The organism is Laribacter hongkongensis DSM 14985, from assembly GCF_000423285.1.
In the GTDB taxonomy this organism is placed as follows: domain Bacteria; phylum Pseudomonadota; class Gammaproteobacteria; order Burkholderiales; family Aquaspirillaceae; genus Laribacter; species Laribacter hongkongensis.
In genome coordinates, this window is the sequence record NZ_AUHR01000022.1 from 1 (window position 1) to 24,719 (window position 24,719).

Sequence of the window (24,719 nt, forward strand, 5' to 3'; positions counted from 1 at the left end):
TGGCGATCTGCCGTCACCCATTGCTCATTCGGCACGGCACCAGCGAGCAATACGTCACGGATGTCCTGCAGTGCCAGCGGAGTGGTCAGCCAGCGCTGGCCGGCATGTTCGATGCCGGCTGTACGCTCGGATTCCTCCCATTGGGGAAGCTTGTCCAACGCATGCCAACGCAAGCCATCCAGATACTGGGGTGTTTCCATATAAGGCAAAGGTTGCGATGCAATAAATGCATCAAATATTTCGTCCATTTCCTGAGAGATTCCTCGAATTGCCGTATAGGGTATCCAGCCATATAGTGGGTGTTGAATATCACCAGTAATACTGTTTTCCTGGCGGTTATCGAACCTTGCATTCCTGACATTCATATAACACCTATGGTTTCAAGCTATTCGCTGGGCCAACGTAACCCCACCAAAATTTCCGGATGAAAAAGTACCCGGTGCATAGCCATGTGATCTCCATGAGCCAATATTTACGGCACTCGAAAGATACTGACAGGTAACGGTGGATGAACTGGTAAAGCCAGCGAGACCGAGATCGCTTCCGCTGACTATTGCGCCGGCCGTCATCTGCCCGCTTCTGATACGCACCAATGCATAAGCACCAATTGCCAAATGACTGGATTGCGGACTGTCGTAATTAACACCAGGTATATTGACGGCAACATTACCGGAAGCATCCGGACCCACTCCGTTGACCGTGGCCACTTTTGACTGGGCAATGGATATTGCACTCTGGACTGAACCAGACAATGACTGGGACAGGGCCGACAATTCCGTATCCGTTGCGTATTGTGGATGCGGATCCGGTTTGGCTTCATGAGCATCAATCGGAGCACTGGCGGTCGCTGCGCTTTCAGCCGCCTGCCGGGCACTTTCCGCTGCATGATTTTCTGACCGGGCAGCCGAAGCAGCGGATTCACCGGCATGTTGCTCACTGCTGGCCGCAGCGGCTGCACTGTTGGCTGCCGCTGTCTTGCTGTCCATCGCACTGCCGGCGCTGGCCGCTGCCTCGGTGGCCTTGCTGCTGGCGGTTGCAGCACTGCCAGCAGCAGATGCCGCACTGGAAGCTGCCGAAGCTGCATGCCCGGCTGCCGCTTCCACGCTGCCGTGAATGGATGCAGCATCAGCCGCCGCACTGGTCGCACTCTGGCCTGCCGAAGCCGCAGATTCACTGGCATGCCGCTCACTGTCGGCAGCGGCAGCCGCGCTGCCGGCTGCGGCATTGGCAGCCGTCACGGCTGTTGCGGCATTGCTCGCAGCCTGGTCGGCACTGGCGAACAGGGAATTCACCAGCTCGGCTGGATCCTGGCTGGACGAAATGTTGACCTTGATGGCCCGCCCGATCTGTTCCGCTATCTGCTGTACGAGGATGGTCAGCCGGTCGAGGCCGGCATTGATGATCTCAGGATAGAAACCGCCCTGGTTCGTCAGGGTGATCGGCTGCAGGTTGGCCATACTGCTGGTGATTGCCAGTCGCTCTCCGATCGGCAGCGGGATGTTCAACACCACCGATCCGCCAGGCGCAGATTCCTGCTCCGGATTGAGCGTAACGCTGTAATCAACCCCCGGTGTCAGGGTTGTTTCCACCCCGCCTGCGTCGGCCTGGACCACCTTGACATCATCCGCTTCAAACACCTTGAAGCCGAACGGAAACGAGGCCGCCGTTCCATTCCCGAGGAATGGCCCGGCTTTGCGTATCTCACTCGAAATCGCCATCACGACTCCCTCTATTGATGGCTTGAGGCTATCAATCAGGAGCCGAGATACGTGTACGGTCAGGCGGCTTGGCGTCTGGTGAAAACCAGGTTCCGCAGAAACTCAAAGGGATCGGCAGGATCCTCCTGATCGGTTGCCAGGTCATAGAGATACGACCCGGTAATCCATGCCTGACTGGACGGTAAGGCCATCCATGTTCCGGCCAAGTCAACGGCCAGCTTCACGTCAGACCGCTTGAGATCCCGCTCCCCTGTTGCCATGTCCGCCGCACGGTTGACCAGTTCAGGAACCGCTTCCAGTGCCCGGGCCACCGGGCTGATTTCATAGCCAAAGGGAGAGTTGATTGCGCCGATGATGTCCCGCAATCCAACGACCGTCTGGGCCGGGTAGGTCGCAATTTTCCACCAGTTGTCAGCAAACCAATCGTTCCAGTCCTCATCCTCACCCGGGCCCCGCCCTGCGACCAGCTCGCCCAGAATGGCCGGCACAAACCACAGCAACATCTGGTCCGCCACGAACCGGGGCATGTCCTGGATCGATTTGACTCTCCGGAAACTGCGCTTTTCCATCTGATAGAGCGCAGAGAAATACGAATAGAACATGGTGAACATGCGCCGCAGCTCACTGCCGCCCTGAATACGGGCCAGATCCTTCGCGTAGCCGCTGGACTGGGTGAAGCGGACAGTGTGGTCGGCGGCCTCAATGGCTTCGCGTTCCGTCGCACCGTCTTCCAGAATGGCCTTGCGGTAGGCACCCATCCAGGTGGGAATCGCAACGGCCATGTCCATCATCCCGGTAAAGTAGAACGCGGTCTTTCTGACCGGATCCAGCGCATCATGCTTGCCGGCCAGCCTTGAGAGCTGATCATGAACATCACGATCAAAACCGGTCTGACGGTTCCGCATCATGGAAGAACGGGCATAGACAAAATCCCGGGTCGCCTGCATCTTTTCCGGCGAACCAATGAATTCCCGCAGCCCTCGAGCCGCCCACTTGCGCCCCAGCAGGTGAACACTGGAGAGATAGCCCAACGGCTGTACAATGGCTGTTGTCACCTTCCAGCCCATTGCCATCAGGGTCGTGCCTGCTCTCACGCGCCCGATGATTTTTTCCGTCGGGCTGGGCTGCTCCACGGTTTTCTCATTGGCAATGCGCTTCAGCCACGGCAGGAGTGCCCGGTAGATTTCGCGGTTTGTCGCGCCCTCAATCGCCTCTCGCACCCGTTCATTGGCCAGCAACCGGTTAACGTCGATGATGGCCTCACGGAAAGCGAGGTCGTGAATGACCTGCTGCAGATGATCCCCCAGCACTGACAGATCAAGGCGCACCGGCTGGCCAGCCGATCCGACACGCTCAATCGTGTGCCCTCGCCGGGTAGCGGCCCGGCCCACATGGTTTTCAAAGAGCCGGGCACCGGCATCCTCGCCGCGCTTGAAGGCACGATAGCTTCGCTGGGCATCGTACTTCAGCGGGTAGTAGCCGCCCCGCAGCTCGACACCATTCACGACAAACGGAGTTGCCTCCACTTTCTCCGGCGCAAGCCCTGTCAGCCGCTTCTGCATGGCTTCGATCTGCGGCCAGAAGCGGCCGACTTCATCCCAGATCATCTGTACCGTTTCCAGGTCTTTGGCAGACAGCAGGCTGATGATCGCCTCAATACTTTCAGGCTTGTCCTTGAGCCGGTCATTACCCTTCAGGACGGCCTGACGGTTGCCGGCATTCCCCCAGTTGAGGGCCAGGGACATAATCTGGGCCTTCGTCATGGAATCCCCCTGCAATGCCGGAATCTGATGCTTGCGGCCATACAGTTCAGCCAGCTCCTTGCGCGAATATCGCCCCCAGATGGCCTGCAGGTTCCTGGCGGTTTCTTCCCACATCACGGACTCTGCATTCTGGGCATCCTCCAGTGGCTGGAACAGGGAGCGGTGAGCCTCGCCCAACTGGTCACCATCCAGTTGCCGGAACAAGGCTTCCGGCTTGATGTGCCAGGCATCAACCGATTCAAGCTGCTGCCGGATCCGCTCCAGCCTTGTCGGATTCAACGGCAGGTAGCCGTCTTTCATGGCATTGTTGGCATGAATGGATCCGACAATGGCCTCGACGGTTGCCTCGTAATCCCGCTTGTCGCGGACCTTCAGCAGCTTGTTCTTGGTACCGGCCAGATGCTCGATCATCTTCGCTGTGTCATGAACGGCTTCCAGCTCATCCAGCGGGACATCGCGGTAGTTGACGACACGGGTTCTCGCCGCCACTTCAGCCGGCACGGCAGCATCAAATCCGGCCTCTGCCTGCTTTTCCAGCCACGCGGCCAGATTTTCCCTTCGCTGCACCTCTCTTGCCGACACAGGGCGAAATTCATACAGCTCCAGCAAGGCATCCAGCTGGTCCAGATAGTCTCCGCCCGCATTGCCGATCCGCTGCCGGACTTTGGTCTGGCCGAGTTTTGCCATATGCCGCTGGATGCGCTCCACCCGCTCAGTAGCCGCAACGGCCGCCCGGTACAGCTCGTGATTCATGATCTGTCGCTGCTTGGCATCAACGGCAGCTGCCAGATCACCTTTGGCGGCGGCCTGCATGGCTTCGTTGGCCGCCCGCCGCTCTGCCTGCAACCAGACATGCGGTCGAACCTGCCGGGCGGTTTTCTGGCCTATCGTACGCTCGGCCATTTGCCGGAACAGTTCGCGAGGCGTCACGACGAACCCTGCGGGCAATACCCCCTCCGCACGACGCGACAAGGCACGCAGTTCGGCCAGCATCAGGTCCAGCTGCCTGTTCCCGTGCAGCGCCTCCGTGGCCCTTTCTGCCAGCGTGCCATCCGTCATCATGTCGCCATAACGCTGCCGCATCCTGACATCGGTTTCCGCTTCAATCGCTTTGGAAGGGCTGGGCGCATCTGCAAGCCGGTACACCAGTTCATCACCCGAAGCAAAGCCGAACAGTTCCGCGACTTCATCAGGGGATACGCCCCCCTCCCGGGTATAGAGGTAAGGGCGGGGCAGGCGTTTCAGAAAGGCTTCGCCATATCGCTCCACCAGCACCTGCCTCGACAGTTTGGCGGGCTTCACCAGTTCATGAATCGTGGTGCCGTTCGGCAACCGGCCGTCCCGCAGGAATGCCATGGCCTGAACCAGTGGAGATGAAGATGCCTCCTCGGCCACTTCGCTCCGGACCTTTTGCCGGGCCTCTTTCCACCATGCCAGATGCTCGCGATGCTGTTCAGCCATCATGCGGGCCGTGAGCGCCGAGTCAGCCTCCTCGCGGGCGTCATCCCGCATCTGCCGGTAAACGTCCCATTCAGCTTCCGTCATGCCGGCCTCGGCCGCATCCGACCACATGGGCTCACCCAGCCCGGTTGTCTCCCTGACCTGCCGGATTTGCTCATCCGTAGCCAGCAGGCGGTCATAGACACCGCGCACCTCATCGCTCAACGTGACATTGAGATCGCCACGCAACCGACCGTATAGCAAACGCAGCCATGCCTTGAACCTGGCGAACACGCCCTGCAGCTCGGCACTGGGAGCCTTGCCCTCTTTCAGGTACTGCTCAAACCCGCGGGCCCACTGTTCATGCTGCTCCACCTGGATGCGGATGCGCCCGCGAGGCTGGCTGCCGGCCTGTGACAGGACCGTATCGTTGTTGACAAGCTCGCTGCGCAGCAGTACATTTTGCATAGAGCCTTGACGCGCTTCTTCCATGGGGAATTGTACCCCGGCGGATCGAAGCAAATCAGGGCTTTTGTCATTTACATACAGTAGCTTGCCGTCCTTCTCCCAGGCAGCAAATGCTGTTTTCGCATTGCTCCTTCCGTAGATACTGGCAACCTTGTTTATCTGGTGGTTCTTCGCAGAAACATTAAGGTGAACAGCGGTAATTACCGGATTGCCTTTCCCGTCCTTGAGTTCTGTCACTACAACCAGCGCATTCTCGTGCGTGGCTGATGCAAAGACCGCCAGAGGGTCATGCAGGGCATAGGGAATCTGTGACAACACGTCCGCAGACAGGCCGTGCCCGTCCTCCCGCTGCCCCTCGCTTTTCACGATCTGCAGCAGCTTTTTCGGGTCACGCATTTCCAGCGGCAAGGCCTTGGCACCGAGCTTTTGCAGGATGTATGGGGTCTCGCCAAAATCTATCGGCTGGTTGGAGATCGGAACACCGTTGGTGATGTTCTCTGCCGCACGCCGGAGCCGGCCAGCCGCATCCTTCAGCTTGTCGTAGGACTGGTTGAATACCCGCTCGGCCTGGTTCTGTACCGTTTGTTCCGTTGGCAATTCACCCTGCAGGGCCGCCTTGACGGCTGCATTGTCCAGAGCGGAAAAATCCACACCCAGCTGATCCAGATAGTTGCCTAACTGCATCAGGGTATCCCGGGTAGCCTGCATGGCTGCATCGGTCTGCTGCACGGAATAGATCGGATTGGTCTCGTCCTCCAGCAGGGCATTCAGTAAATCCGCGACCGAAACCTCACCGATCTCCTGTCCCGGGAAAAACCCTGCCTCTACGGCACGCTCGACAGCCTGATCCAGCGAAATGCCGTCATCCCTGACCAGCCGGCGCTGGAAGGCTTTCAACCCCTTGTCCAGATCGCGCCCGGCCAGTTCACCAGCAGGATCCGAGATGCCAAACTCCCGCAAAAATCCGGTCAACGACTGGCCAAATACGTCAGCTTGCGAGGGAATCTCCCCTGCCCGCAAACGATCAAGCAAAGGATCCAGTTCATCAGTGTCGACACGCTGCCGAAGCGCATCCGGAACCGTCCGGGTGACACCACCAAAATAACGCTGGAACAGGTCGGCCGGGCCTTGCCCTGTCCGCTCGCCCATCGTCATGAAAAAGGCCGTTGTTACGGCCGCTTGCTGGCGGGCCGTATCCGGTTCAAACCCGGCAGCCTCCAGTTGCTGCACCAGATCGGCCTGAATGGTGTCAGCCACGCTCATGCCCTGCTCATCCCGAACAGTATCCGGGCCTTCGCTGGCCATTCGCCCACTCGCGCGCCAGATCATCCAGCCGGGCCTGCTGCTCCTGTAGCTCACGTCCGGTCAGGTCTGCTGGAGACAGGCGCAGGTCGGGTGCCAGACCGGTGAAATGTTCCGAACCAGCCAGCTTTTCTGCGAAATGGCTGGTCGGAATGGACAGGTCGCCCCCCAGGGCCAGTGCCTCGGCATAATCCTTGGCTCCCACCTCTTTGGCGACCACAGCAGGATCAAGGCCGGCATCCTGAAAATATTGCCTGAAGCGACGGGCATCCATGAACACGGTCGACACCGGGCCGTCTGCCGTCAGTTTGTCCATCAAGTCACGGAAACTTTCCGGCATGCGCTCCCGCAGCCTGGACTGTCTGGCGGTATCGGCCAGCCCCTCGAAAAAGGCCTGGCTTTCCTGTTGCCGTCGCACCCGCTCACCGTTCAATGCCCGGTCAGCACCCTTGATGACCGCAGTTTGCGCCCCGGCCGCTACGATGGAAGCCACGAGGGTCTGATAGGCAGCCGCAGGCCGATCCGCCAGATACTCGGCAAAGGGCCGGTCAGGGTTGAGAACCGCCCACTCGTTCAGGTCCTGAGCAACCGTTGCCACCTGTTCCGTCCATGCCTCATGGCCTAGCTGGCCAGCCAGCATTTTTTTCCAGTCGATGCCTTTTTGCAGGTCACCCAACAGCTTGCCGGCCGAAATTTTCTCGGTCAGGTACTCCACGGCACCATCCGAGAAGCCGTACATGGTCGCCACGGCAGGCGTTCGTCCCGCATCGCGGGCCTTGCCGTAGGAGCGCCCGCCGGCAATCCCTGCAAGTGGTGCCAGCATCAGTGCGGAGTTACCGGTCATGATGGCAGCGGGAGCCATGGCAAGGGTCTGGGTAACAGACTGCACGCCAGAGTAGACGCCATTCAGCGTCAACCCGTCGTCGTTCCTCATCAGGGTATCGGTCTGGTCATCCTGGATCCGGCGCATCCGGGAAAACGACTCGGCCATCCGGCCACCCACGTCCTCCGGCAAAACACCCAGACCGGCCAGTGCGCCTGTAACAGGCTTCACCAGCAGTTCTGTTCCGGCCTGTGCCATCCCCCACAGAGCGGCATTGGCGGCGGTCAGACCCGCCCCGGCAGACCGGGCCAGCTTTTCCAGCACCGACAGGTTTGCCACATCATCATGAGCCAGCCTGGCATTCCTGGCATCGCTCAGGAATTCAGCGGTCTTCGGTGAGTCTTTCCAGAGGGTGCGAAACCCGATCCCCTCCAGATAGTGGGCTTCCTGTGCCACATCGGCGTAAAGAGGTACGGCCTCAACCTCGACGCCGGCAGCCTTGGCCAGCCTGACGGTTTTGGCGTAGTCATCAGGATTGACCTGCAGGGCATCACGCAAGGAGCCGGCCAGCTGGTCGTTACGCTGCTGGCCCAGGGTGTTCAGGTAATTGTCCAGACCGCTCATTTTCATTGTTCTTCTTCCATCGACAGATAGGCATTCAGCATTTCCCGCTCACTCAGGCCGGCAATGCCCGCCGCACGGGCCCGGGCACTGATCAGCTTCCTTGCCTTGTCCGGAATGAGGATGTTCCCGGGGGACTGCACCTCGTAGACGTGTTTTTCCATGGAAGAGTCCTGACGGAGAAGTCCGCCAAGATTCGTGTAAATAGCCTTGACCTTGACCGGCTTGAGCAGTCTGGCCAGCAGGGTTTCCTGTTCTTCCAGGGACAGGGCTCGCCCTTTGGCCTGCTGCTGGGCCTCGATCTCGCGCTTGAACGCCATCGTCAGCTCGAGCTTTTGATCCCGCTCCCGGTCGGACAGCCTGGATTTGGTCAGCTTTTCCAGTCCGGCATTGACGAGGCCACGATTGAATACCGTCGCGTCGTAGCTGGCCTTGCGGATTTTCTGGTCAGCTCCCGGACCATTGCCCTGCGTGAAATAGCGCCGGTAGTCAGCCTCTGAGAGCTGATAGCGGAACTGTTCGATCTTGCCGGATACCCACAGGTCCGGACGGTTTTCGAGCAACAGCAGGATGTCCGGACTGGACTCTTTGGGAACGCCCCCCTGAAGTTTGGCCCGGTCCTCATGGGTCAGCCTTCCCCAGTCGGCCGGAGCGATGTCCTTCCAGCCACCGGGCTTGGCATAGGCAATCTCCTGAACGCGCAGGAACAGGGCGTCATACTCCTCTTTCTTCCGGGCCTGCTCGAACGAATACAACTCCTTGATATGCTGTTTCGCCACCCGTTTCTGATCCTCGTCGGCAATCAGGTCTGCCCTGTCCAGCATGCCTGTCAGGCTGCTGAACGTGCCGTTCTCGCTGTTGGCCAGATGCTGACGCAGCGTGGCAATCCTGTTGGCCCATGCCTGCTGTACGTTTTCTCCAAACCGGTTGGGCTCCTTGCTGGCCAGCTGTGCGTAGCGCTCTTCACGCAGGTTCAGCAATCTGGCCGGATCACCACCCGATGCGGCAATCAGCTTGTTGGCGGCACCCGGCCCCATGTTGACCGCCGTGTCGAAGGCGATCATGCGAATGGCCGGGGGCAGGTCATCTGCACCAATGGCATTCCAGTAGCGCTCCTTGTAGAGCGCTGCGGCCTTGGCTGGCGTCAGGTTCCTGATGTCGACATCGGGATTGGCTGTTTTGTTGATGCCGTAGTTGGTTTCCCCTCTTCCGGCATCATCCCTGGTGTACCCACCCTCGAATTTCAGCACCATGCTGACCGCGTCATCGAATGACGTCGGCAGCAGGCTGCCTTCGGAGAAGATGGCCTCTCCGAGCTTTAACCCTTCCGACCGTGCGAGCGCCGGACGAATTGACCGGTTCAGACGATCTACATCACCAGCAGTCATGTCCGCCTGATGGGCATTCAGATACCGGTTTGCCTCGGCCGGATCATCGTCCAGCAACCGGCTGGCCACGCCCGCATGAGCCTGGCTGACGGCTTTTCGTTGCTGCTGCAAATGCGTGGGCTCATCCCAGCCATTCAGCCGGGCAAGCTCGGCCACAGCCTGCACGATGCCCTTTTGCAGCACCTCACCCTCGTCGTCGACTTGGCCATGGATGGCAGACTGGATAGCCGAATCATCCCGGTATCCCTGAATGGCAATCTCCACCTGATTGTCAATGATCGACTGGTTGGTCTGGATCTGGGTTGTCCGCTTTTCAGACAGGACATGATGCTGGATCGAACCGGTCAGCCCGGCTCGCAAACGGGCTGCTGTCGCGGCAAAGCGCTGCCGCTGGATATCGTTGCCAAGCCCGCCGGCAATCGCCTGCAACTCGGCGTCAAAGCGTTCTCCGTATTCGTCCCACAACGATTTGCCATCCGGACGATCCAGGGCATTGCGTCCCTTGATGGACTGGTAACCGGATTCCGGGTCATAGGTCAGCCTGGCCAGTGCTTCCCGCGCCCGGATTTGTGCCTCGTCCAGACGCAGCTGATTGGCCTCTTCCTGCATGTGCATGGCCATCCGGCTCATCTGCACACCGCCCCCCTGCATCGAGCGACCAAGCAATTCAGCCTGGCGGGCTGCCACGTTCTCCATCCGGGGCGTCGCCAGCTGGCCGGCAGGCGCAATGGCCGGCATGACCTGAAAACCATCTTGGACTGGAACTTTCATGGGCTGCCCCTCAACCCGAAATCCGGGCGTTCTGGCCCATCATCCATTGACCTGCGGATGCCCCGCTCCCGCCAATTGCCCCTACCTTGCTCAGGCCATACCAGCTATTGGCTACCTGACCTGCCCCCGTCAACAGCGAAGAAGCGGCAGCACCAAACGGGCTGATACTCCTTGCCTGAGTACGAGCCATCAGTGCCTGATTTCGGGAGTTGACGCCCTGCATGCGGTAACCCCAAGCGGCCTGCAGGGCATTCAGTTCTGCCGTGCTGGCATCCGCAGCCTTCATGATGTCAGTCGAGGCTTGCAGCTCGGCCGCACTGCCTGTACCCAGATCCACGCCATTGGCTGCCAGCGCAGCCCGCTGGGCGCTCTTGAGGTGACCGGCCTTCAGCGTGACGGCTGCGACCTGTCGTTGTCCCTGCTGCAAGGCAGATTGCGCCTGCTGTTCGGACTGGCGGGCATTGAGCTCGGCCATGGTGGCATTGAACTGGGCTGCACTTTTCTGGGATTTTGCTGCGTAATACCCACCCACCGTGGAAGCAGCCACGCCACCGATCTGGGATATAAGCGAGGCTTGGGCAAGCGCCCCGCTCGAAGCGGAAAAAGTCATACGGCCATACTCCGGAAATATGGCCGTACGGTAGATCAGTGAATGCCGGATACGCGCACGGGCCCAATGCCAGCCTGTGCATTTGACTTCGTAAACTGTTGCTATACACTACACGAATGATTACTTCGTTCTGTCACAAGGGACTCGAGTCGTTCTTCCTGACGGGCAGCAAGGCGGGTATCCGGCCTGACCACGCAGGAAAACTTCAAAAGCAGCTGACCGCACTCGACTCGGCCAGACAACCAGACGATATGGCGGTTCCAAGCTGGAAACTCCACCTACTAAAAGGGGATCTGGCCGGACACTACGCTGTTACCGTCAATGCTAACTGGCGACTGACCTTCAGGTTTTTGCCCACTGGCGATGTGGAGTTGGTTGACTATCAGGATTATCACTAGGAGTACGCTATGAGCCGCATGCACAACCCGGCACACCCTGGAACCGTGCTGGCTGACTGGCTGGATGGAATCAGCGTTACCGACGCAGCCAGGAAACTTGGTATTACACGGACGGCTTTATCCCGCATTCTGCACGGCCATGCCGGTATCAGTGCAGACATGGCCATTCGTCTCTCGGAGGCACTGGGTACAACGCCAGAACTATGGCTTGGCATGCAGTCAGCCTACGATTTGTGGCAGGCCGGTCAGCGCCCGCGCCCACACGTCGAGCGCATGTTCTTCGCATCACAGGCAACCTGACAGAAAAACCCGCACAGTTCTTGACCGTGCGGGTTTTCGAATCATGACTACTCAACGATGACCGGTCTGCAATCGACGCGAAGCCCCGCTTGGAGGGGCTTGTCGTGTGCAGGGTCAGATCGTTGCGAGTCGCTGTACGGTATCCGGATAACGCTCCACCATCCGGATCAGGAGAGCGGCCTGGGCATTAGGCTTGGCCCGTCCTTGCTCCCAGTTTTCCAGCGTCCGTTCGTTCGTACGCAGATAGCGTGCAAATACCGGGCGAGAGAGATGTAACCGGGTACGCAGGGCCAGAACCTCTTGCGCGCTCACTGTCGGGGCTTCTTTACGCTCTGCCGTGTGCTGGCGTAACGTCACTTTGCCTTCGCGCTCATCACGGAGCGCATCCATGCCTTCGGTAAGTTCTGCAAACAGATTGCGCTTCATGTCTGACTCCTTGCATTGATTTCGCGTTCCAGCATAGCCTTGATTGCTTTGCGCTCATCGTGGCTCAGGTCACCTGCTTCATCCTTGTCATAGAGCGTAAACAGCCAGAACTGATTCCCGCCAAGCCACCAATAGTAAATGACCCTGATACCGCCACGCTTGCCTTTGCCACGCCGGGCATCAGCAAACCTTACTTTGCGCAGGCCACCTGTTCCCTGTATGACATCTCCTGCATCCGGCCGATCAAGCAAGTACTGCTGCAACTCACGAAACGCATCATCGTCAAGATAGCCCTGACGATAACGTGCAAATGCCGGTAACTCGATGAATGAAGCTTTCACTCATAAAAATATACGCAACTTGCGTTTGGTTTTCAACCCGTGTCCAAGCGATTTCGAGTGAAGTCACCATCGGAATCATCATTCGGGTATCCGGTTTTACTCACCCTCCCATCACGATTTCGGCCGTCATCGACACCACGGTCAAAGGCAGCGGGTCGACCTGTCGCACATAAACCTGCCCGCTGTCGGCCCATGAAGGCGTAATGTTCAGCGGGATTTCTTCGCTCTTGAGAGCCGGAGGATTCATTCTTCCGCTGCTTGGCCTCGGTCAACCGGTTAACATCAGGCCCGGCCCAGATGCCGCTGGAACGATAGACGCGCAACCAGACCTTGTTGACGTTCTTGAAGCGCCCCTGCCCAAACGCTCCGTCGACCTGTGCCGCAATCGGCAGGGTTTGCAGGTCGGCCGTAATCGGCAACCCGATCTGCACCTTGCTGGCCTCAACATCGAGTGTGATGGTTCCATCGGTCACCACACGCTGAGGATGCACTGCGCCATCGGCCAGGATACTGACGGTTTTACCTTCAAGATGATACAGCCCGCTGATGCGGTCAGCCGACTCACCAGTGTATGTCGCTCCGCAGTCCACAAAAAATGCATCGGCCTGATGAGTGAACTTCCGCGAGGCCATTCGCTCGACGTAGCGCCGAGAGCAGCCGTTTACGGTTCTGCGGATGACGCAATACAGTACATCTTCAGCCCCTTCTGCCACGGCTGCGCAGGACTCGAATACACCGTCCGTGTCATGCCAGTGCCACGCCCCGACCTGCTGTTCAGGTACGTACGTCAGCCCGATCAGGCACCCGGAACTGGACACGAACCAGACCACCGGCTGGGGTGACTTGCCGAATGCCATGTCGACAATTTCAAAATCATCGAACAGGTGTGGAGCACGGATGGACAGGTCTCCGGTCACAAAACCACCGGCTTGCCAGTTGTAGGCCAGCTCACGCACATGCCCGCCCCGGGCTGAAGCGTAGATCAGCGTGTTGTTGATGATGACCGGCTGGACATTGGAAGCCCCGATATAGGATTGTGGCCGCACACTGATGCTTCTGGGAGTGATGGCATCGCTGTTGACTGACGTAACACGCCACTCTGCCGAGCTGGTCAGCAGCAGCAGCTGGGCCAGCGGCACGATGTGGCGGATGGTGTTGGCTTCACGCGCAGATACCCGGAAGGCAATCCGGTCATCGTCCCGCACAGGTAATGAATAGCCCATGTTCGATTCGGTACCGGATTTGGTCATCCAGATGTTCTGGGGCTTGCGCGTGGTGCCGGCAAAGCAGCGTCGCTGCTCGAAATAGCTCACGGCACCTGGATAGTCGCCCGAAGATTTCACCACCGGCTGGCCAAATGTTGCGCCACTGCCGCCCCCGGCGTAGGAAACGGAAACCACCGGCGCAAAATAGCCGGAGCCTCCGTTGATGACGTTCACCGCCGTAATGGCTCCATCAATGATCACCGGCTCCAGGGCAGCACCACTGCCGCCACCGGAGTCCGTGACGGCAAGCTGGACGGTATTGGGTGACGTGGACACGCTGTAGGTTGCATGAATCGGACCCCACCCCGTTATGGGCCGCCCGTCCTGCTTGACCACCGTGACGATACTGGGCGAGGTATATCCCTTGCCGCCGTCGATTACCGTGACTGTCTTGATTGCCGTGACCGAGTATCCATCGCACGCAACAGATCCAACGGTGGCAGACAACCGGGCGCCTGATCCCGTCGGATCGGAAACGGACAGCTCGATCGTGATCTTTCCTGCCGCAATAGCGCCTTCAAACGAAATGTACTTGAACAGCACACCGTTCAGGACGGTCACGGACTGGATAATCCCGGTATGCGTGCCATAAAACGAGCCGCCCGCGGTCACCGGTACCGACTCGATCTGGCCGGCTACCGAAAACACGTTGTCGTAAATCGGCGGCGTCTTGCTCAGGTCCGGGCTGATGTTGTCATCGACCAGCGACAAGCCGGCCGTCTGCCCGATGTAGCCATACACGCCCCCTTCCTTCTTGTAGACGTTGTAGCGATAGGCGCCGGCCGACGCGCTCCAGGAAATGGTATTGGTGCATCCGGTCTCATACACGTTGCTGCGGACAGTGGCCACGTTGGAGGCGGCCGACTCGTTCACCAGATCGACCATGACCGCAGTCACGACATATTCGTAGTCGTACTTGGCCTCCGAGCAGCCTGCCGTAGACGCGGCGGCATTTTCTGGCGGAGCAATGACAGGTTGCAGGGAAACCGGCTTCAGTTCCCAGTTCGTTGCCCCAAGCCGCCGAAGTTCCTGAGGTGGATGATTGGGATGAACCAGCGTCATGACGTCTGCGGACTGGACGTAATGCAGGTCAAACAACTCGTCCTCCCGATAGGGATTGCTGACCTCATAGGGAGAATCCGGTGCATCGGGCTGCATGAGGGTGGCACCCTGGGTATGGAAGCGGAAATATCCAGCTCCCAGCTCGATGACCATCGTTTGCGTCGTGGAATATGTGAAGGGGATCAGCCTCACCTTGAGATTGGAGTCCTTCACCTCGCGTACGAATGCAAAGCCTGCACGGTTCATGGCCGGGCCGTGTGGTGCCAGGACAAAATTCCGGCACACAGCCAGACCGGACTGGTATTTGGCATCGTCGATCCGGCCAAAAAACTCCGGCGTGACTTCACCCCCTGCAAAGGAGCGTTGCAGTAACTTGACCGTAGCCATCAGCGTGCCCCCATCCAGTCAGGAACATGGCTCGGTTCAACATGGCGCTGGTTCGCATTCGACACCACGGCCTGCGAGAACACCGTACGGAAATTGGCATAGCACTGCTGCGCCATTTTGGCTCCTTCCGCCCCCTTGATCAGCGGCCCGGCCAGATGCGAGGCCAATAACCAACCCAAAGCATCCACGAACAGAGGCGAAAACCGCGAGGCATCGGTGACGCGCGCGGTATATCGCAGCTTGGCGGCGGCCTGATCAGTACGGATCAGGATAGCGCCGCTGTCATCGCTCTCGGTCTCGAATGATTCGGTTTCATCATCACTGGCTGCGGCTTCAGGCAACACCCCCAGCAACTGCAAGGCGTTATTGGGCGCGGCATAGACATGGCGCCAGTTCCACGTCGGCAGGCTCAATTGGGCGAGCCTGACGCGGCGAACCGCAAATTGCCATGGATGGGCTTCCAGCAGGGCATCCCGCGCAACCGGATAGAACCGGGCGCATTGCTCTGCCTGCGGAGAGCCTTCGGGTGGGTCAATGCTGGCCACCGTGGCGTCATCCCCCAGCCGGGCCAGCGCAAGATTGCAGATATCAACAACAGAAGCCATGACAGTTTCCAGCTCCAGCAAAAACGGGGGCACCAAGCCCCCGGATGTCCTGAATATGGCCAGCCATCAGGGCGTGGCCGGCACATCACCCGGCGGGAGGGTATCCGCATCGCTCCGGGCTATTTCCCCCAGGGTTTCCGGATCCGCCTGATTTTTACGTCCGCCCTTTCTCGGTGGCGCGGGCGTCTTGCCGGCTGCGGCTTCAACAAACCAGCTGCCCTGCTCTTCGTCCGACACGGAAAAAGCCTCACCGGGACGGATCCGGCATCCACCATGAAAGCCGGGGGCTGTAGCAATCACATTCTTCATGACTCCCCCATGTCAGGATTGCGACGGGGAGTCATATGCCTTCCAGCGGGCCACATCGGGCGTCAGGAATGCATTGATCTTGCCGGCTGTCACGGCGGCCGTCCCAGTCACCTGCTGAATCCCGATGAAACGCTCATAGGGTTTGCTGCCTTCCATTGGCAACTGCACCGCGGCCAGCACCGTCCCGGCAGGAATCCCCGCACCCACTGTCCGGGCTCCCGTGCTGAAATGCACGGACTGCGAACCATCCGTTTCCAGAGCACTGCCCGCATCCGACACCAGCTGGAATGCCACCGTGCCGGAGGCGCCGGCCGTGATGGTGCTGTCAGCCTGAATGACCAGATAGAGCGCACCATCGCCCCCGAGGTCATTGGCAACCGACAGGTCGATCACATCCCCCACGTTGTAGGTGCCCGCCCCTCCGGTATTCAGTGCCGTGGCCGAGGCAAATTCATTGCGCTTGTCGATAATCATGACGGCTCCTTGATTCAGGCGACACGCGCCTCAGAGTTGAGAAGAGCATCCACGCGGCGCACCGGAATGTCGTCAAACGTCATGACGCGCTTGCCGGATACGGTTTCCCACGACAGGTTGCTGGCGGTTTTTTCCAGGATGCCCAGACGAAGTGCCTCGCGGATCGTGCGGTTGACGTACCAGACCGCCCGTCCCTTGCCGAAACTCGGAATCCGCTCAGTGGCCTGCACCATCAGCTGAATCAGCTTTTTCTGGGCTGCTGGGCCGTTGGCGGAATCCTTCAGTTCGGACACATCGATGTTCGGAATGCGCACGAAATAGCGCCAGTCACGGATGCTCAGGCCCATGTCCCAGCGGTAATGGGTGCGGTAGCCTTCCATGCGCCCGCCCTGACCATCCACGTTTTCGATGGTCACCTGTCCTTTGTCCTCCATGGACAGGCCCGCCTTGGAACCCTTCGGGTAGATGCCATGGCCGGTATTGGTGCCCCAGACACAAAGCCAGATCGACGTGTTGTCGGTCTGCCCGGCAACCGAGCCACCACTGATGATGTTGTCCGCGTTTTCTGCCGTCAGGCTGTTGAAGCGCGGAGCCAGACCGGTAAAGGCCGCCGGCTCGGCGCTTTCATTGCCGTAGAACAGCGTCGACGCCATTTCCTGCGACATGCCTTCGATGTGGGCAGAATCCTCCGACAACCGGAAAGCTGCGGTATTGCCGTTGAGGTCGGCCAGCGCCTTGTCGATTTCGGCATAGGCCTCGAGCATGCCGCACGAATCGGTTACCTGCGTGGTCTTGCTCTTGGTCGGCTGCACACCGCCGTAGAGCTTGCGCCACGTCGGCACCGGCAGGCCCACGCGCACCGTGGTCTTGTGGCCGGTCGGCAGATTGCCTTCGACAAAGGTCAGATCGTCGAGGACTTCATTGGTCTGGTTCAGCAACTCGACAATCGTGTCGATCTTGCCGTTCGGGTCCAGCCGCTTGGCCACATCCAGCAAAGTCGGATGGGTGGTTGCGAGAACGGTCATGGGTGAAACTCCTTGCTGTTACGCATGATTGGGAAAGAGGCGTTTGGCGGGGTCATCCCCTGGCCCGGATGCGCCACGGGTACCGGCCACGAAACGGTCCTCGCTGATGGCCTTGCCGGCCCGGACCATGAAGCGAATGACTTCGGGGTGATTGCCCAGGCCGGAATCGTTCAACAGGCTTTTCAACTCGGTCGTCCCGAACTGGTCCAGCGCGCGCCGGGCATGCCCGAGGTTTTCAGCCAGCTGCTCGCCACCAAATTCCTGATCGGCTTTGGCGGCAGTGACCCATTGCTCGCTGGCCGCTGCCAGCTGTTCGCTCTGGCGGGCCTGTAGCACCGGGGCCATCCTGTCGAGCATCTGCTGTGCGACGTCCTGCGGCAGGTTCAGCTCACGGGCGACACCTGAAAACTGCTCGATCACCGCCGCATCGAACTGCATGCCTTCGGGTGCCCTGAAGTCATAGTGCTCAGGAGCCCCGGCTGTTTTCTGTTCCTGCTGCTGCCCTTCTGCCGCCTGAGCCGCATTCGTCTGCTGGCCTTGATCGGCTTGTGCTTCGGGTGCTTGCTGCTGGCTGCCATCAGCCCCGCCAGTCTGTTGCTGGCTCTGGTCGCCGGCATCCGCATTGGCCTGCTGGCCAGCGGATTCGTCAGTCATCAGGGTGTCCATCGGTTTGCTCCTTGATCATCGTTGGGTATTTCTCCGGGCAATGGGCATGAACCAGTGCCAGAACACGGTTGCCAAAATTCCGGTTGCCTTCGTTGAACGCCATCTGCAGCGGGTCGGTGCTGAACGAGAGCCGGAACACCCCGGAATCCTCCAGCAGCCGCCATGCAATCCGCCGCCCGCGCTTGCTGCCCATCAACCATTTGAAATCCTCGGCTTCGGCATCCCGATCAAGCTGCTTGCGCGCTTTCCTTTCGGCGTCGTCCTGCAACTGGCGGTCAATGTCGGTCGGGTCGTATGTGCTCATGGAGCAAATCTACGCAGTGGCAATCCGGATACGCGCACGGCTCAGGTGTAGCCACTGAAAGCGCGGGTCACATCGGTCAGCGCACTGGGCTGGCTGGTATCAACGCTGCCCAGCTTTTGCGCGGCATCAGCCCCCATCTGGAGCATTGCGGCCTGCTGTTGTGCCTGTTGCGCCTGCGCCCGCTGCTGACGGATCAGGGCTACCTGATCTCCCGGGACAATCAGCTCAGGGTCGATCCCCAGCATGTCGGCGTAGGCATCGGCCCAGCGGTCGGCGTCGAACTTGTCGAGTACTTCCGGCTTGATGCCGGCGACCGCTCCCAGATTGCCGACAAACCGGTCCACGGAATTGGTGGCGATGGCACGCTGGGCCTGGGCAAGCATGCTGACAAACTCGACATTCAGGTCCACGCCCTGCAGCTCCTCTGGAGGTGGCGGCACGATGCCGGCCTCGACCATGCGGGAAAACGTCATCTCGATCAGGGGATCAAGGATTTCGTTGTGCAGGCGCTCCAGCACCGGGCCCAGCATCAGCAGCTTTTCTTCGTGCCGCTCGGCCACCTCGGTTGCTGTCATTTGCGGATTGGAGCCATTGGCCAGCATCAGAAACAGGTCGGCATAGAAACTGCCCTTGATGCGCTCTCGCACGTCCTGAATGTCGGCCAGCAGGTGAGACAGGTCGATCCCCACCTCGAAAGCCGAGCGGATGCCACCATTGGGCGTGCCCGCATCCACAAAACTCACCCCACCGGGCAGCGTGTCGATGTCACGGGCGCGCATGCTGGATGGCACCTGCAAGGGCGGCTTGGTCTTGTAGTCGATCCCCTGAGCCTTACGCAGCTGTTCATGCTGCAACTGCTTGATGTCACCCAATGACTCCATGGCCGGGCTATTGCCATAGATGTCTCCGCCCGAGGTCGACCAGCGCGGGCACAAGGCCGGAAACTCGCGAAAGCCGGACTCACGCAACACATGCCCTTCACGGTTGCCGGGCTCGAAATACACGGAGCGCCAAGCCATGTTACGGGCGTCCATCCGGTCACGGCGGCGTTCAGCCCGCGGTTCAATGGCATGAATGACAGTGACCCACTCATCCAGACACCACCGCTCATGCAGTTTCTGGACTGTGGCACTACAGGCTGACAAGCCGAATTCCTCGACCATCTGCCCGACCGTCATCTGAAACTCGCGATACAGGGTATTCACCTGCCCCCGATAATCTGCCGCAATGGCAAATTCGCCAGCCGTCAGGACGTGATGGTGAATGACCCCGTTGAAATCCGGCAGGACAATGGTGCAGGCCGTTCCGAATGCCCCCAGCTCCTCATAGCAGGAATGCAGGGCACGATAGGTATTGGACTTGGCAAACACCATCTGCATGATGCGCGTCACGTCAGCAAGCCATGCCTTGACGGCTGCGGACTCATCCAGCTGAGGATCAGACGTGGTGAGGCGAAACCACGGGCGAGCCGGACTGGTCATGCCGGCCATCATTCCAGCCGCCAGCACACGTAATGCCCGGGTGCCGGTATTGTCGTGGATGTTCTTGTGCCGCTTGTTGCCCTTGTTGCGATCCTCGACAAAGAAACGGCCAGAGCGTGGCAACAGATAGTCGCTAATCTCGGACCAGTGAGACATCCAGCTGGAGCGCTCTTTCTTCAGTGCCTCCCAGCGCGCACTGACCCGCTTCTGAATGGATGGCCCGTCCATATCAACCACCCAGCAAGGTATTTTTGCCCAGGGTCAGCGCAGACGGATCAATCCCTTCCGGCCCTGTCAGCATGGTTCCGGATGCACCGGATTTCCCTGCCTGGGCAGCAGCATCCAGCGCGGCACCGGGATCGGCCCGCTTCTGGTTGGCGCGGTTATTCGCCTCGTCAGCGGCCTTCTGCTGTTTTCTGGCGTTGGCCTCGGCCTGCCTTTGGGCATTGGCCTGAGCCTTGGCAGAACGCTCACCTGAGTACATTGAATAGGCCGTTCCGGCGACAGCGGCTACAGCAGCAACGATAGGGGCGGCGGGCATGGTCAAAACTCCTTACGGTAAACAATTTCCTCCACCGCATAACCGGTGCGAGACACGATGGATTCCAGCCTGGAGCCAGGTTTGACGTGCCATGTGACGCATCTGGCCCCGCGCGCCCTTGATTCGGCTTCGGTAGCCCGCATCAGTCGCAGGCCGACCGTTCCCTTGCGGGCATCCGGACGCACATACAGGACGTCGTGGTGAGCGTAGAGATAGCCGTAATGCAGGTGCGGACCAATGATCGCCACCGAATAGCCAACCAGCTCATCGCCGTCAAAAGCACCAAAGGCCACCACGCTGCCCGCCTGCTCCAGCGCGGCATAAACGTGGCTCAGCGGATGCGGGCCATCGCTCGACATGCCCGGCTCGGTTTCCCTCTGGTGTGCCTGCATCAATCCGGCAGCCGCCTCCAGATAGGCCACTACCGAAATGGGACGAATCTCAGGCATGAAAAACCCTCCAGGCAACGAATGCATGGAGGGTAGGGAAAACCGGCATCGATACGCGCACGGCTCAGGCGTAGGGATCGTACTCCCGCCGCTCACTGTGATTGCGCAATGCGTCCAGAGGATCGCGCCGGGTCACCGGATAGGCAAACGACAGGATCAGCGCATCAGCCCGATTCGGGGACGGCACGCCGCGCGCCTTCATTTCCTTTTTCGACTCGATCTGGATCTTGCCATCCAGGCGCGGCACGATTTCCGGGGCCTGCAGCTCGTCACGCAATACCGGATCATCCGGAATCGCCCCGCCGCTCTTGAGCCAGTCGCGCGCGTCACGCCACATTTCTGCCCGCTTGTTGAGACAACCTGCATCCATGCTGTTCCCGGCAAACCAGACCAGCGTCCAGTCCCGCCCCATGCTCTTGCCGGCCGACACGATCCCGGTACCGAAACCGGCATCCACAAAGACGGCATCAGCGCCTTCCTCATCCTCGTACCGGGCAATGACCTGTGCAGCGACCAGATCGTTGTCGTTCTTGGCCATGGTGTGCAGGACACGGAATGACAGCCCTTGCCGCAGGCCAATTACAAATTCATCGTCACCTTCCCATGCCGGATCAACGGTCAGGATCTTCGGCGCGTACTGGTACTGCTCGGGCCTTAATGCGCGACCATAGGCAGCACTCACGTCCGTTTCGCTGATGAACTGGCGAGCCGACATTGACGGGAACATGCCGCGCACCCGCACTTTGAAAAAGTCCGATTCCTCGCCGTAGTCCTCCGCCCACTTGGCAATCTGTTCCTTGTTGGTGCCTTCAACGGTCCGGCTGTCGATCTGGCGGGCAACCCAGCGATGGCGGAAGCGTCGTCCGCATTTTTGGGCCGTCATGACACGACATGAAACGAAAAATACCCATCGTAAGTATTTGTATTTTCAGGGTTTATTGAATCTTGTCGTATCATGACGGGTGATGACAGCCCGCGCCAAATGTGGGGCGGAAATGTGGGGTAAACGCACCTAATGTGGGGCGGAAATGTGGTGCGGATTTGGGAGGGAAAGCAGGTGGCAGTACTGACGGACAGACAGGCGGCAAACATCAGGCCGACTGACAAGGCAAAGGCTCATGGCGGTGTGGTTGGACTGTGGCTGATACCACTCAAGGAAAAGGGCACGGGCAGATGGATATTCCGGTTCACCTCGCCCACATCGAAAAAGCGGCGAGACCTCGGGCTGGGCAAATACCCGGCCATCACGATCAAACAGGCAGGAGAGCTTGGCGAGGCTGCCCGGTTGCTGGTGCTACAGGGCATTGACCCCATTGACCACAAACGGGAGCAGGAAGCCGCTGCCGAGGCTGCCAACGAGCGCATCACGTTTGAGCAGGCCGCTATCCATACCCATGAAACGCTGTCGCCCGGCTGGTCGAACCGGCACGCCAGCGCAGACTGGATCAACTCGCTACGCCGTCACGTCTTCCCGAAGATCGGGGACAAACCCGTCGCTGATCTGGTTAGGCGCGACTTTGCTGCCGTGCTGCTGCCAATCTGGCTGGTGCTGCCTGAAACCGCTGCCCGTGTGCGCCAGCGCATGCAAACCGTAATGGAATGGTGTCTGGCCCGCGACCTGATCGCCGCCAATCAATGCGATAGCGCCCTGAGCCGGCTGCTGCCCAAGCAACCGAGCAAGGCCGAGCGGGAAGAGCATCACCCGGCAATGCCGTGGCGCTTGCTACCCGCCTTTGTGGCTGCGCACCTTGGCGAAGGCAGGCCAGTCAGCGTCGCACGGCCAATGCTGGAATTTCTGATCCTCACGGCTGCCCGGTCTGGTGAGGTGCGCGGTATGGGATGAGGTCGATCTTTCAGCCAAAGTCTGGACGATTCCGGGCGAACGGATGAAGGCAGGCGCGACCCATCAAGTGCCGTTGTCTGATCGTGCCATGGCTATCCTGCGCCAGCAGCGCGAACGGCACCCGTTTTCTGCGATGGTATTCCCCCCGAACCGGGGTCGCGTGGTCTCTGACATGACGCTGACCAGATACTTGCATGAGGTGGATGCCCCCAGCGATACCGAAGGCCGCCATGCAACCGTCCACGGCTTTCGCAGCACATTCAAGGATTGGGCAATCGAACACGGCTATCCGGGCGAGCTATCTGAAAAGGCGCTGGCGCACATGATCAAAAACAAGGTAGAGGCTGCCTATCATCGCTCCAGCCAACTGGAGCAGCGCCGCGCACTGATGCAGGCATGGGCGGATTACGTGGAAAGCGGACGGGACGGCGGGATAACCAACATTCGCATGATTGCCTGAGCCCGGTATTTCGGCGCGCTCTCACGTGTAGGTAAAAATCGGGTGGGACAGGTGGGACAGTGGGACAAGTTGGCTGAAAGCCTTATTTGGCAAGGGTTTTGGCTGTCCCACCTTTGTCCCACCTGTCCCACCTTTTTTGCGCTTTTCTCCCTGATTTGACCGGGAAAACACAACCCGGCGATTGGCCCGGATAGCCTGGCCTGAATCAGAAGGGAACTGTCCGCCTGCCAGATTGGCAGATCGTGGCAATGGCTGGACTACGGCTGCCAGCCAGATCAAGGCATTTCCGTTCGGGAAAGCCCCAGCCGTGCGCGTATCTCGAATTTGATGCGGTTTCATTGGCCAACTTTCAATGTAGGCCGAAGGAGGCCGAATCATGCAACACCAGACCTTCGATATTCCCCAGACCGGTTACGTTCGCCAGATCCAGCTGGTTGGCGATTACCGCACGGGTGCCCGTGGCGTCCTGCCGTTCTCGGCAACCACCCTTTGGCGTCGTGTCCGCGCCGGAACCTTCCCCGCTCCGATCAAGCTGTCCAGGCGGATCACCTGCTGGCGGGCCGAGGATGTCCGGGCATGGATTGAATCTGCCGGGGAGGCTACCAAATGAAATGCGCCCGACCAGTCGAAACCGGTACGGGCGCAGGGGTGCGTCAGCATTCTACCTCGGAAGCACCAGCCGTGACCGGCCAATGTGCCCAAGTGCTCAACATCCTGCGCCAGCACCCGGAAGGTGTCCTGTCATTGGAGCTGACCGCCAATGCCGCCATTCCCGAAGCAGCCGCCCGCATCCATAACCTGCGGCACAAGGGATTCAACGTCATTACCCGCATTGAGCCGGAGATTCGTTTCCGGGGAGCGACGCGGCGCAATGTCGCCCGCTACTCGCTGGGAGTGCCTGCATGGCCGGCACCAGGATTTTTCTCTGACACGGAGGGGCGGCAATGACCAGGCAAACCATTCATCGGCCAGAAAACGGATTGCCCGTGGTGATTGTCAGGGACGAACCGCGCATTGACTCGCGCATCGTGGCCGAGGAACTTGGCATCCAGCACGACAACCTCGTTCAGAACCTTGAGCGTTACCGGAACAAGCTGGAGCGGCTAGGAATTTTTCGGTTTCAAACAGAGAAATTGACCGCAGGCCGTGGCCAATCTGTGCGCTTCGCTCTGCTGAACGAGGACCAGGCCTATTTCGCCGCCACGCTGTCACGGAACACCGAACGGGCTGTCGAGGTGAAATTCCGTCTGGTGCAAGCATTCAGCGAGGCCCGCAAGCATCAGGACGCCCGCCATAACCAATACCTGCCGTTCTACCACCTAGCCCATGATGCCGCCCGCAACATGGCAGATACGGCCAGAAAGCTCGGCAGCGAAGCACCGGAGCAGGTATTCCACTCCAACGTCGAGAAACTGATAAACCGGGCGTTCGGCCTTGAGAAGGGACAACGGGCCAACCTGTCACCTTCCATGCAGAACG

General features: G+C 59.6%; 28 protein-coding genes. 9 read left to right on the forward strand and 19 right to left on the reverse strand.

Features of this window, described 5'->3' with window-relative positions:
• Together G542_RS16970 and G542_RS19745 are read right to left on the reverse strand one after the other, a co-directional pair.
• Window positions 1-365: DUF4376 domain-containing protein (locus tag G542_RS16970; RefSeq protein WP_244878715.1), on the reverse strand; the 365-nt coding region annotated here is incomplete at its 3' end.
• Window positions 366-380: 15 nt separating this feature from the next.
• On the reverse strand, window positions 381-986 hold the full coding sequence (locus tag G542_RS19745) for a hypothetical protein (protein WP_155826710.1): 606 nt from the start codon (window positions 984-986) through the stop codon (window positions 381-383).
• Between G542_RS19745 and G542_RS19750 the strand changes: the two genes are divergently transcribed.
• A complete protein-coding gene (locus G542_RS19750) occupies window positions 976-1,113 on the forward strand; it encodes a hypothetical protein (RefSeq protein ID WP_155826712.1) in 138 nt (45 codons plus the stop codon). The genes G542_RS19745 and G542_RS19750 overlap by 11 nt on opposite strands.
• A gap of 65 nt (window positions 1,114-1,178) precedes the next feature.
• Window positions 1,179-1,736 (forward strand): hypothetical protein, encoded by a 558-nt coding sequence (locus G542_RS19755; RefSeq protein WP_155826714.1) that lies wholly within the window; start codon window positions 1,179-1,181, stop codon window positions 1,734-1,736.
• Window positions 1,737-1,777: 41 nt separating this feature from the next.
• Here G542_RS19755 and G542_RS0113195 read toward each other — a convergent pair whose 3' ends face one another.
• The 4 genes from G542_RS0113195 to G542_RS0113210 all read right to left on the reverse strand — a co-directional run bounded on the left by G542_RS0113195 (window position 1,778) and on the right by G542_RS0113210 (window position 10,904).
• Entirely contained in the window at window positions 1,778-6,544 is a 4,767-nt protein-coding gene (locus G542_RS0113195) for a MuF-C-terminal domain-containing protein (RefSeq protein WP_211218837.1), read from the reverse strand.
• A gap of 115 nt (window positions 6,545-6,659) precedes the next feature.
• The gene (locus tag G542_RS0113200; protein ID WP_027824357.1) at window positions 6,660-8,144 is read right to left on the reverse strand and encodes an LPD22 domain-containing protein; all 1,485 of its coding nucleotides are present in this window, start codon (window positions 8,142-8,144) and stop codon (window positions 6,660-6,662) included.
• Window positions 8,141-10,294: a glycosyl hydrolase 108 family protein gene (locus tag G542_RS17645; RefSeq protein ID WP_081666840.1), complete on the reverse strand. Its 2,154-nt coding sequence runs from the start codon at window positions 10,292-10,294 to the stop codon at window positions 8,141-8,143. Before G542_RS17645 ends, G542_RS0113200 begins: the two co-directional genes overlap by 4 nt.
• Window positions 10,295-10,304: 10 nt before the next feature.
• Window positions 10,305-10,904 (reverse strand): hypothetical protein, encoded by a 600-nt coding sequence (locus G542_RS0113210; RefSeq protein ID WP_027824358.1) that lies wholly within the window; start codon window positions 10,902-10,904, stop codon window positions 10,305-10,307.
• Window positions 10,905-11,020: 116 nt separating this feature from the next.
• On the opposite strand from G542_RS0113210, the gene G542_RS0113215 reads away from it, so the two are divergent.
• Complete coding sequence (locus tag G542_RS0113215) at window positions 11,021-11,302, forward strand: type II toxin-antitoxin system RelE/ParE family toxin (RefSeq protein ID WP_012697024.1); 282 nt, start codon at window positions 11,021-11,023, stop codon at window positions 11,300-11,302.
• Window positions 11,303-11,311: 9 nt separating this feature from the next.
• Entirely contained in the window at window positions 11,312-11,602 is a 291-nt protein-coding gene (locus G542_RS0113220; protein ID WP_012697023.1) for a HigA family addiction module antitoxin, read from the forward strand.
• 114 nt (window positions 11,603-11,716) lie between these two features.
• Here G542_RS0113220 and G542_RS0113225 read toward each other — a convergent pair whose 3' ends face one another.
• The 13 genes from G542_RS0113225 to G542_RS16995 all read right to left on the reverse strand — a co-directional run bounded on the left by G542_RS0113225 (window position 11,717) and on the right by G542_RS16995 (window position 21,820).
• Complete coding sequence (locus G542_RS0113225; RefSeq protein WP_012697022.1) at window positions 11,717-12,028, reverse strand: helix-turn-helix domain-containing protein; 312 nt, start codon at window positions 12,026-12,028, stop codon at window positions 11,717-11,719.
• Window positions 12,025-12,369 (reverse strand): type II toxin-antitoxin system RelE/ParE family toxin, encoded by a 345-nt coding sequence (locus G542_RS19560; RefSeq protein ID WP_012697021.1) that lies wholly within the window; start codon window positions 12,367-12,369, stop codon window positions 12,025-12,027. Before G542_RS19560 ends, G542_RS0113225 begins: the two co-directional genes overlap by 4 nt.
• Window positions 12,370-12,401: 32 nt before the next feature.
• Window positions 12,402-15,083 (reverse strand): hypothetical protein, encoded by a 2,682-nt coding sequence (locus G542_RS16985; protein WP_211218838.1) that lies wholly within the window; start codon window positions 15,081-15,083, stop codon window positions 12,402-12,404.
• Window positions 15,083-15,688: a phage connector family protein gene (locus G542_RS0113240; RefSeq protein WP_027824359.1), complete on the reverse strand. Its 606-nt coding sequence runs from the start codon at window positions 15,686-15,688 to the stop codon at window positions 15,083-15,085. Before G542_RS0113240 ends, G542_RS16985 begins: the two co-directional genes overlap by 1 nt.
• Before the next feature lie 66 nt (window positions 15,689-15,754).
• Complete coding sequence (locus G542_RS18620; protein WP_012697018.1) at window positions 15,755-15,997, reverse strand: hypothetical protein; 243 nt, start codon at window positions 15,995-15,997, stop codon at window positions 15,755-15,757.
• A gap of 12 nt (window positions 15,998-16,009) precedes the next feature.
• A complete protein-coding gene (locus G542_RS0113245) occupies window positions 16,010-16,471 on the reverse strand; it encodes a Bbp16 family capsid cement protein (protein ID WP_012697017.1) in 462 nt (153 codons plus the stop codon).
• A gap of 14 nt (window positions 16,472-16,485) precedes the next feature.
• Window positions 16,486-17,496, reverse strand: coding sequence for a major capsid protein (locus tag G542_RS0113250; RefSeq protein WP_012697016.1), 1,011 nt, complete (start codon window positions 17,494-17,496; stop codon window positions 16,486-16,488).
• Between the two features lie 18 nt (window positions 17,497-17,514).
• On the reverse strand, window positions 17,515-18,150 hold the full coding sequence (locus G542_RS0113255) for a hypothetical protein (protein WP_027824360.1): 636 nt from the start codon (window positions 18,148-18,150) through the stop codon (window positions 17,515-17,517).
• Window positions 18,143-18,466: a Bbp19 family protein gene (locus G542_RS0113260; RefSeq protein ID WP_034985909.1), complete on the reverse strand. Its 324-nt coding sequence runs from the start codon at window positions 18,464-18,466 to the stop codon at window positions 18,143-18,145. Before G542_RS0113260 ends, G542_RS0113255 begins: the two co-directional genes overlap by 8 nt.
• Before the next feature lie 41 nt (window positions 18,467-18,507).
• Complete coding sequence (locus tag G542_RS0113265) at window positions 18,508-20,175, reverse strand: portal protein (protein ID WP_027824362.1); 1,668 nt, start codon at window positions 20,173-20,175, stop codon at window positions 18,508-18,510.
• Window position 20,176: 1 nt separating this feature from the next.
• Complete coding sequence (locus tag G542_RS0113270) at window positions 20,177-20,488, reverse strand: hypothetical protein (RefSeq protein ID WP_012697012.1); 312 nt, start codon at window positions 20,486-20,488, stop codon at window positions 20,177-20,179.
• 2 nt (window positions 20,489-20,490) lie between these two features.
• Window positions 20,491-20,937: a GNAT family N-acetyltransferase gene (locus G542_RS17650; RefSeq protein WP_012697011.1), complete on the reverse strand. Its 447-nt coding sequence runs from the start codon at window positions 20,935-20,937 to the stop codon at window positions 20,491-20,493.
• A gap of 64 nt (window positions 20,938-21,001) precedes the next feature.
• Window positions 21,002-21,820 carry a hypothetical protein gene (locus tag G542_RS16995; protein ID WP_051190066.1) on the reverse strand — a complete coding sequence of 273 codons (819 nt, stop codon included), beginning with the start codon at window positions 21,818-21,820 and terminating at the stop codon, window positions 21,002-21,004.
• A 132-nt stretch (window positions 21,821-21,952) separates the two neighbouring features.
• Here G542_RS16995 and G542_RS19325 point away from each other — a divergent pair, with 132 nt between their 5' ends.
• The 5 genes from G542_RS19325 to G542_RS0113300 all read left to right on the forward strand — a co-directional run.
• A complete protein-coding gene (locus G542_RS19325; RefSeq protein WP_244878716.1) occupies window positions 21,953-22,780 on the forward strand; it encodes a tyrosine-type recombinase/integrase in 828 nt (275 codons plus the stop codon).
• Window positions 22,781-22,823: 43 nt separating this feature from the next.
• On the forward strand, window positions 22,824-23,240 hold the full coding sequence (locus G542_RS19330) for a tyrosine-type recombinase/integrase (RefSeq protein WP_244878717.1): 417 nt from the start codon (window positions 22,824-22,826) through the stop codon (window positions 23,238-23,240).
• Window positions 23,241-23,616: 376 nt separating this feature from the next.
• Window positions 23,617-23,850, forward strand: coding sequence for a helix-turn-helix transcriptional regulator (locus G542_RS0113290; protein ID WP_012697008.1), 234 nt, complete (start codon window positions 23,617-23,619; stop codon window positions 23,848-23,850).
• Window positions 23,851-23,921: 71 nt separating this feature from the next.
• Window positions 23,922-24,188 (forward strand): helix-turn-helix domain-containing protein, encoded by a 267-nt coding sequence (locus G542_RS0113295; protein ID WP_239857917.1) that lies wholly within the window; start codon window positions 23,922-23,924, stop codon window positions 24,186-24,188.
• Window positions 24,185-24,719 (forward strand): Rha family transcriptional regulator (locus G542_RS0113300; protein ID WP_034985912.1); only part of this gene is annotated, 535 nt, incomplete at its 3' end. The genes G542_RS0113295 and G542_RS0113300, both read left to right, overlap by 4 nt.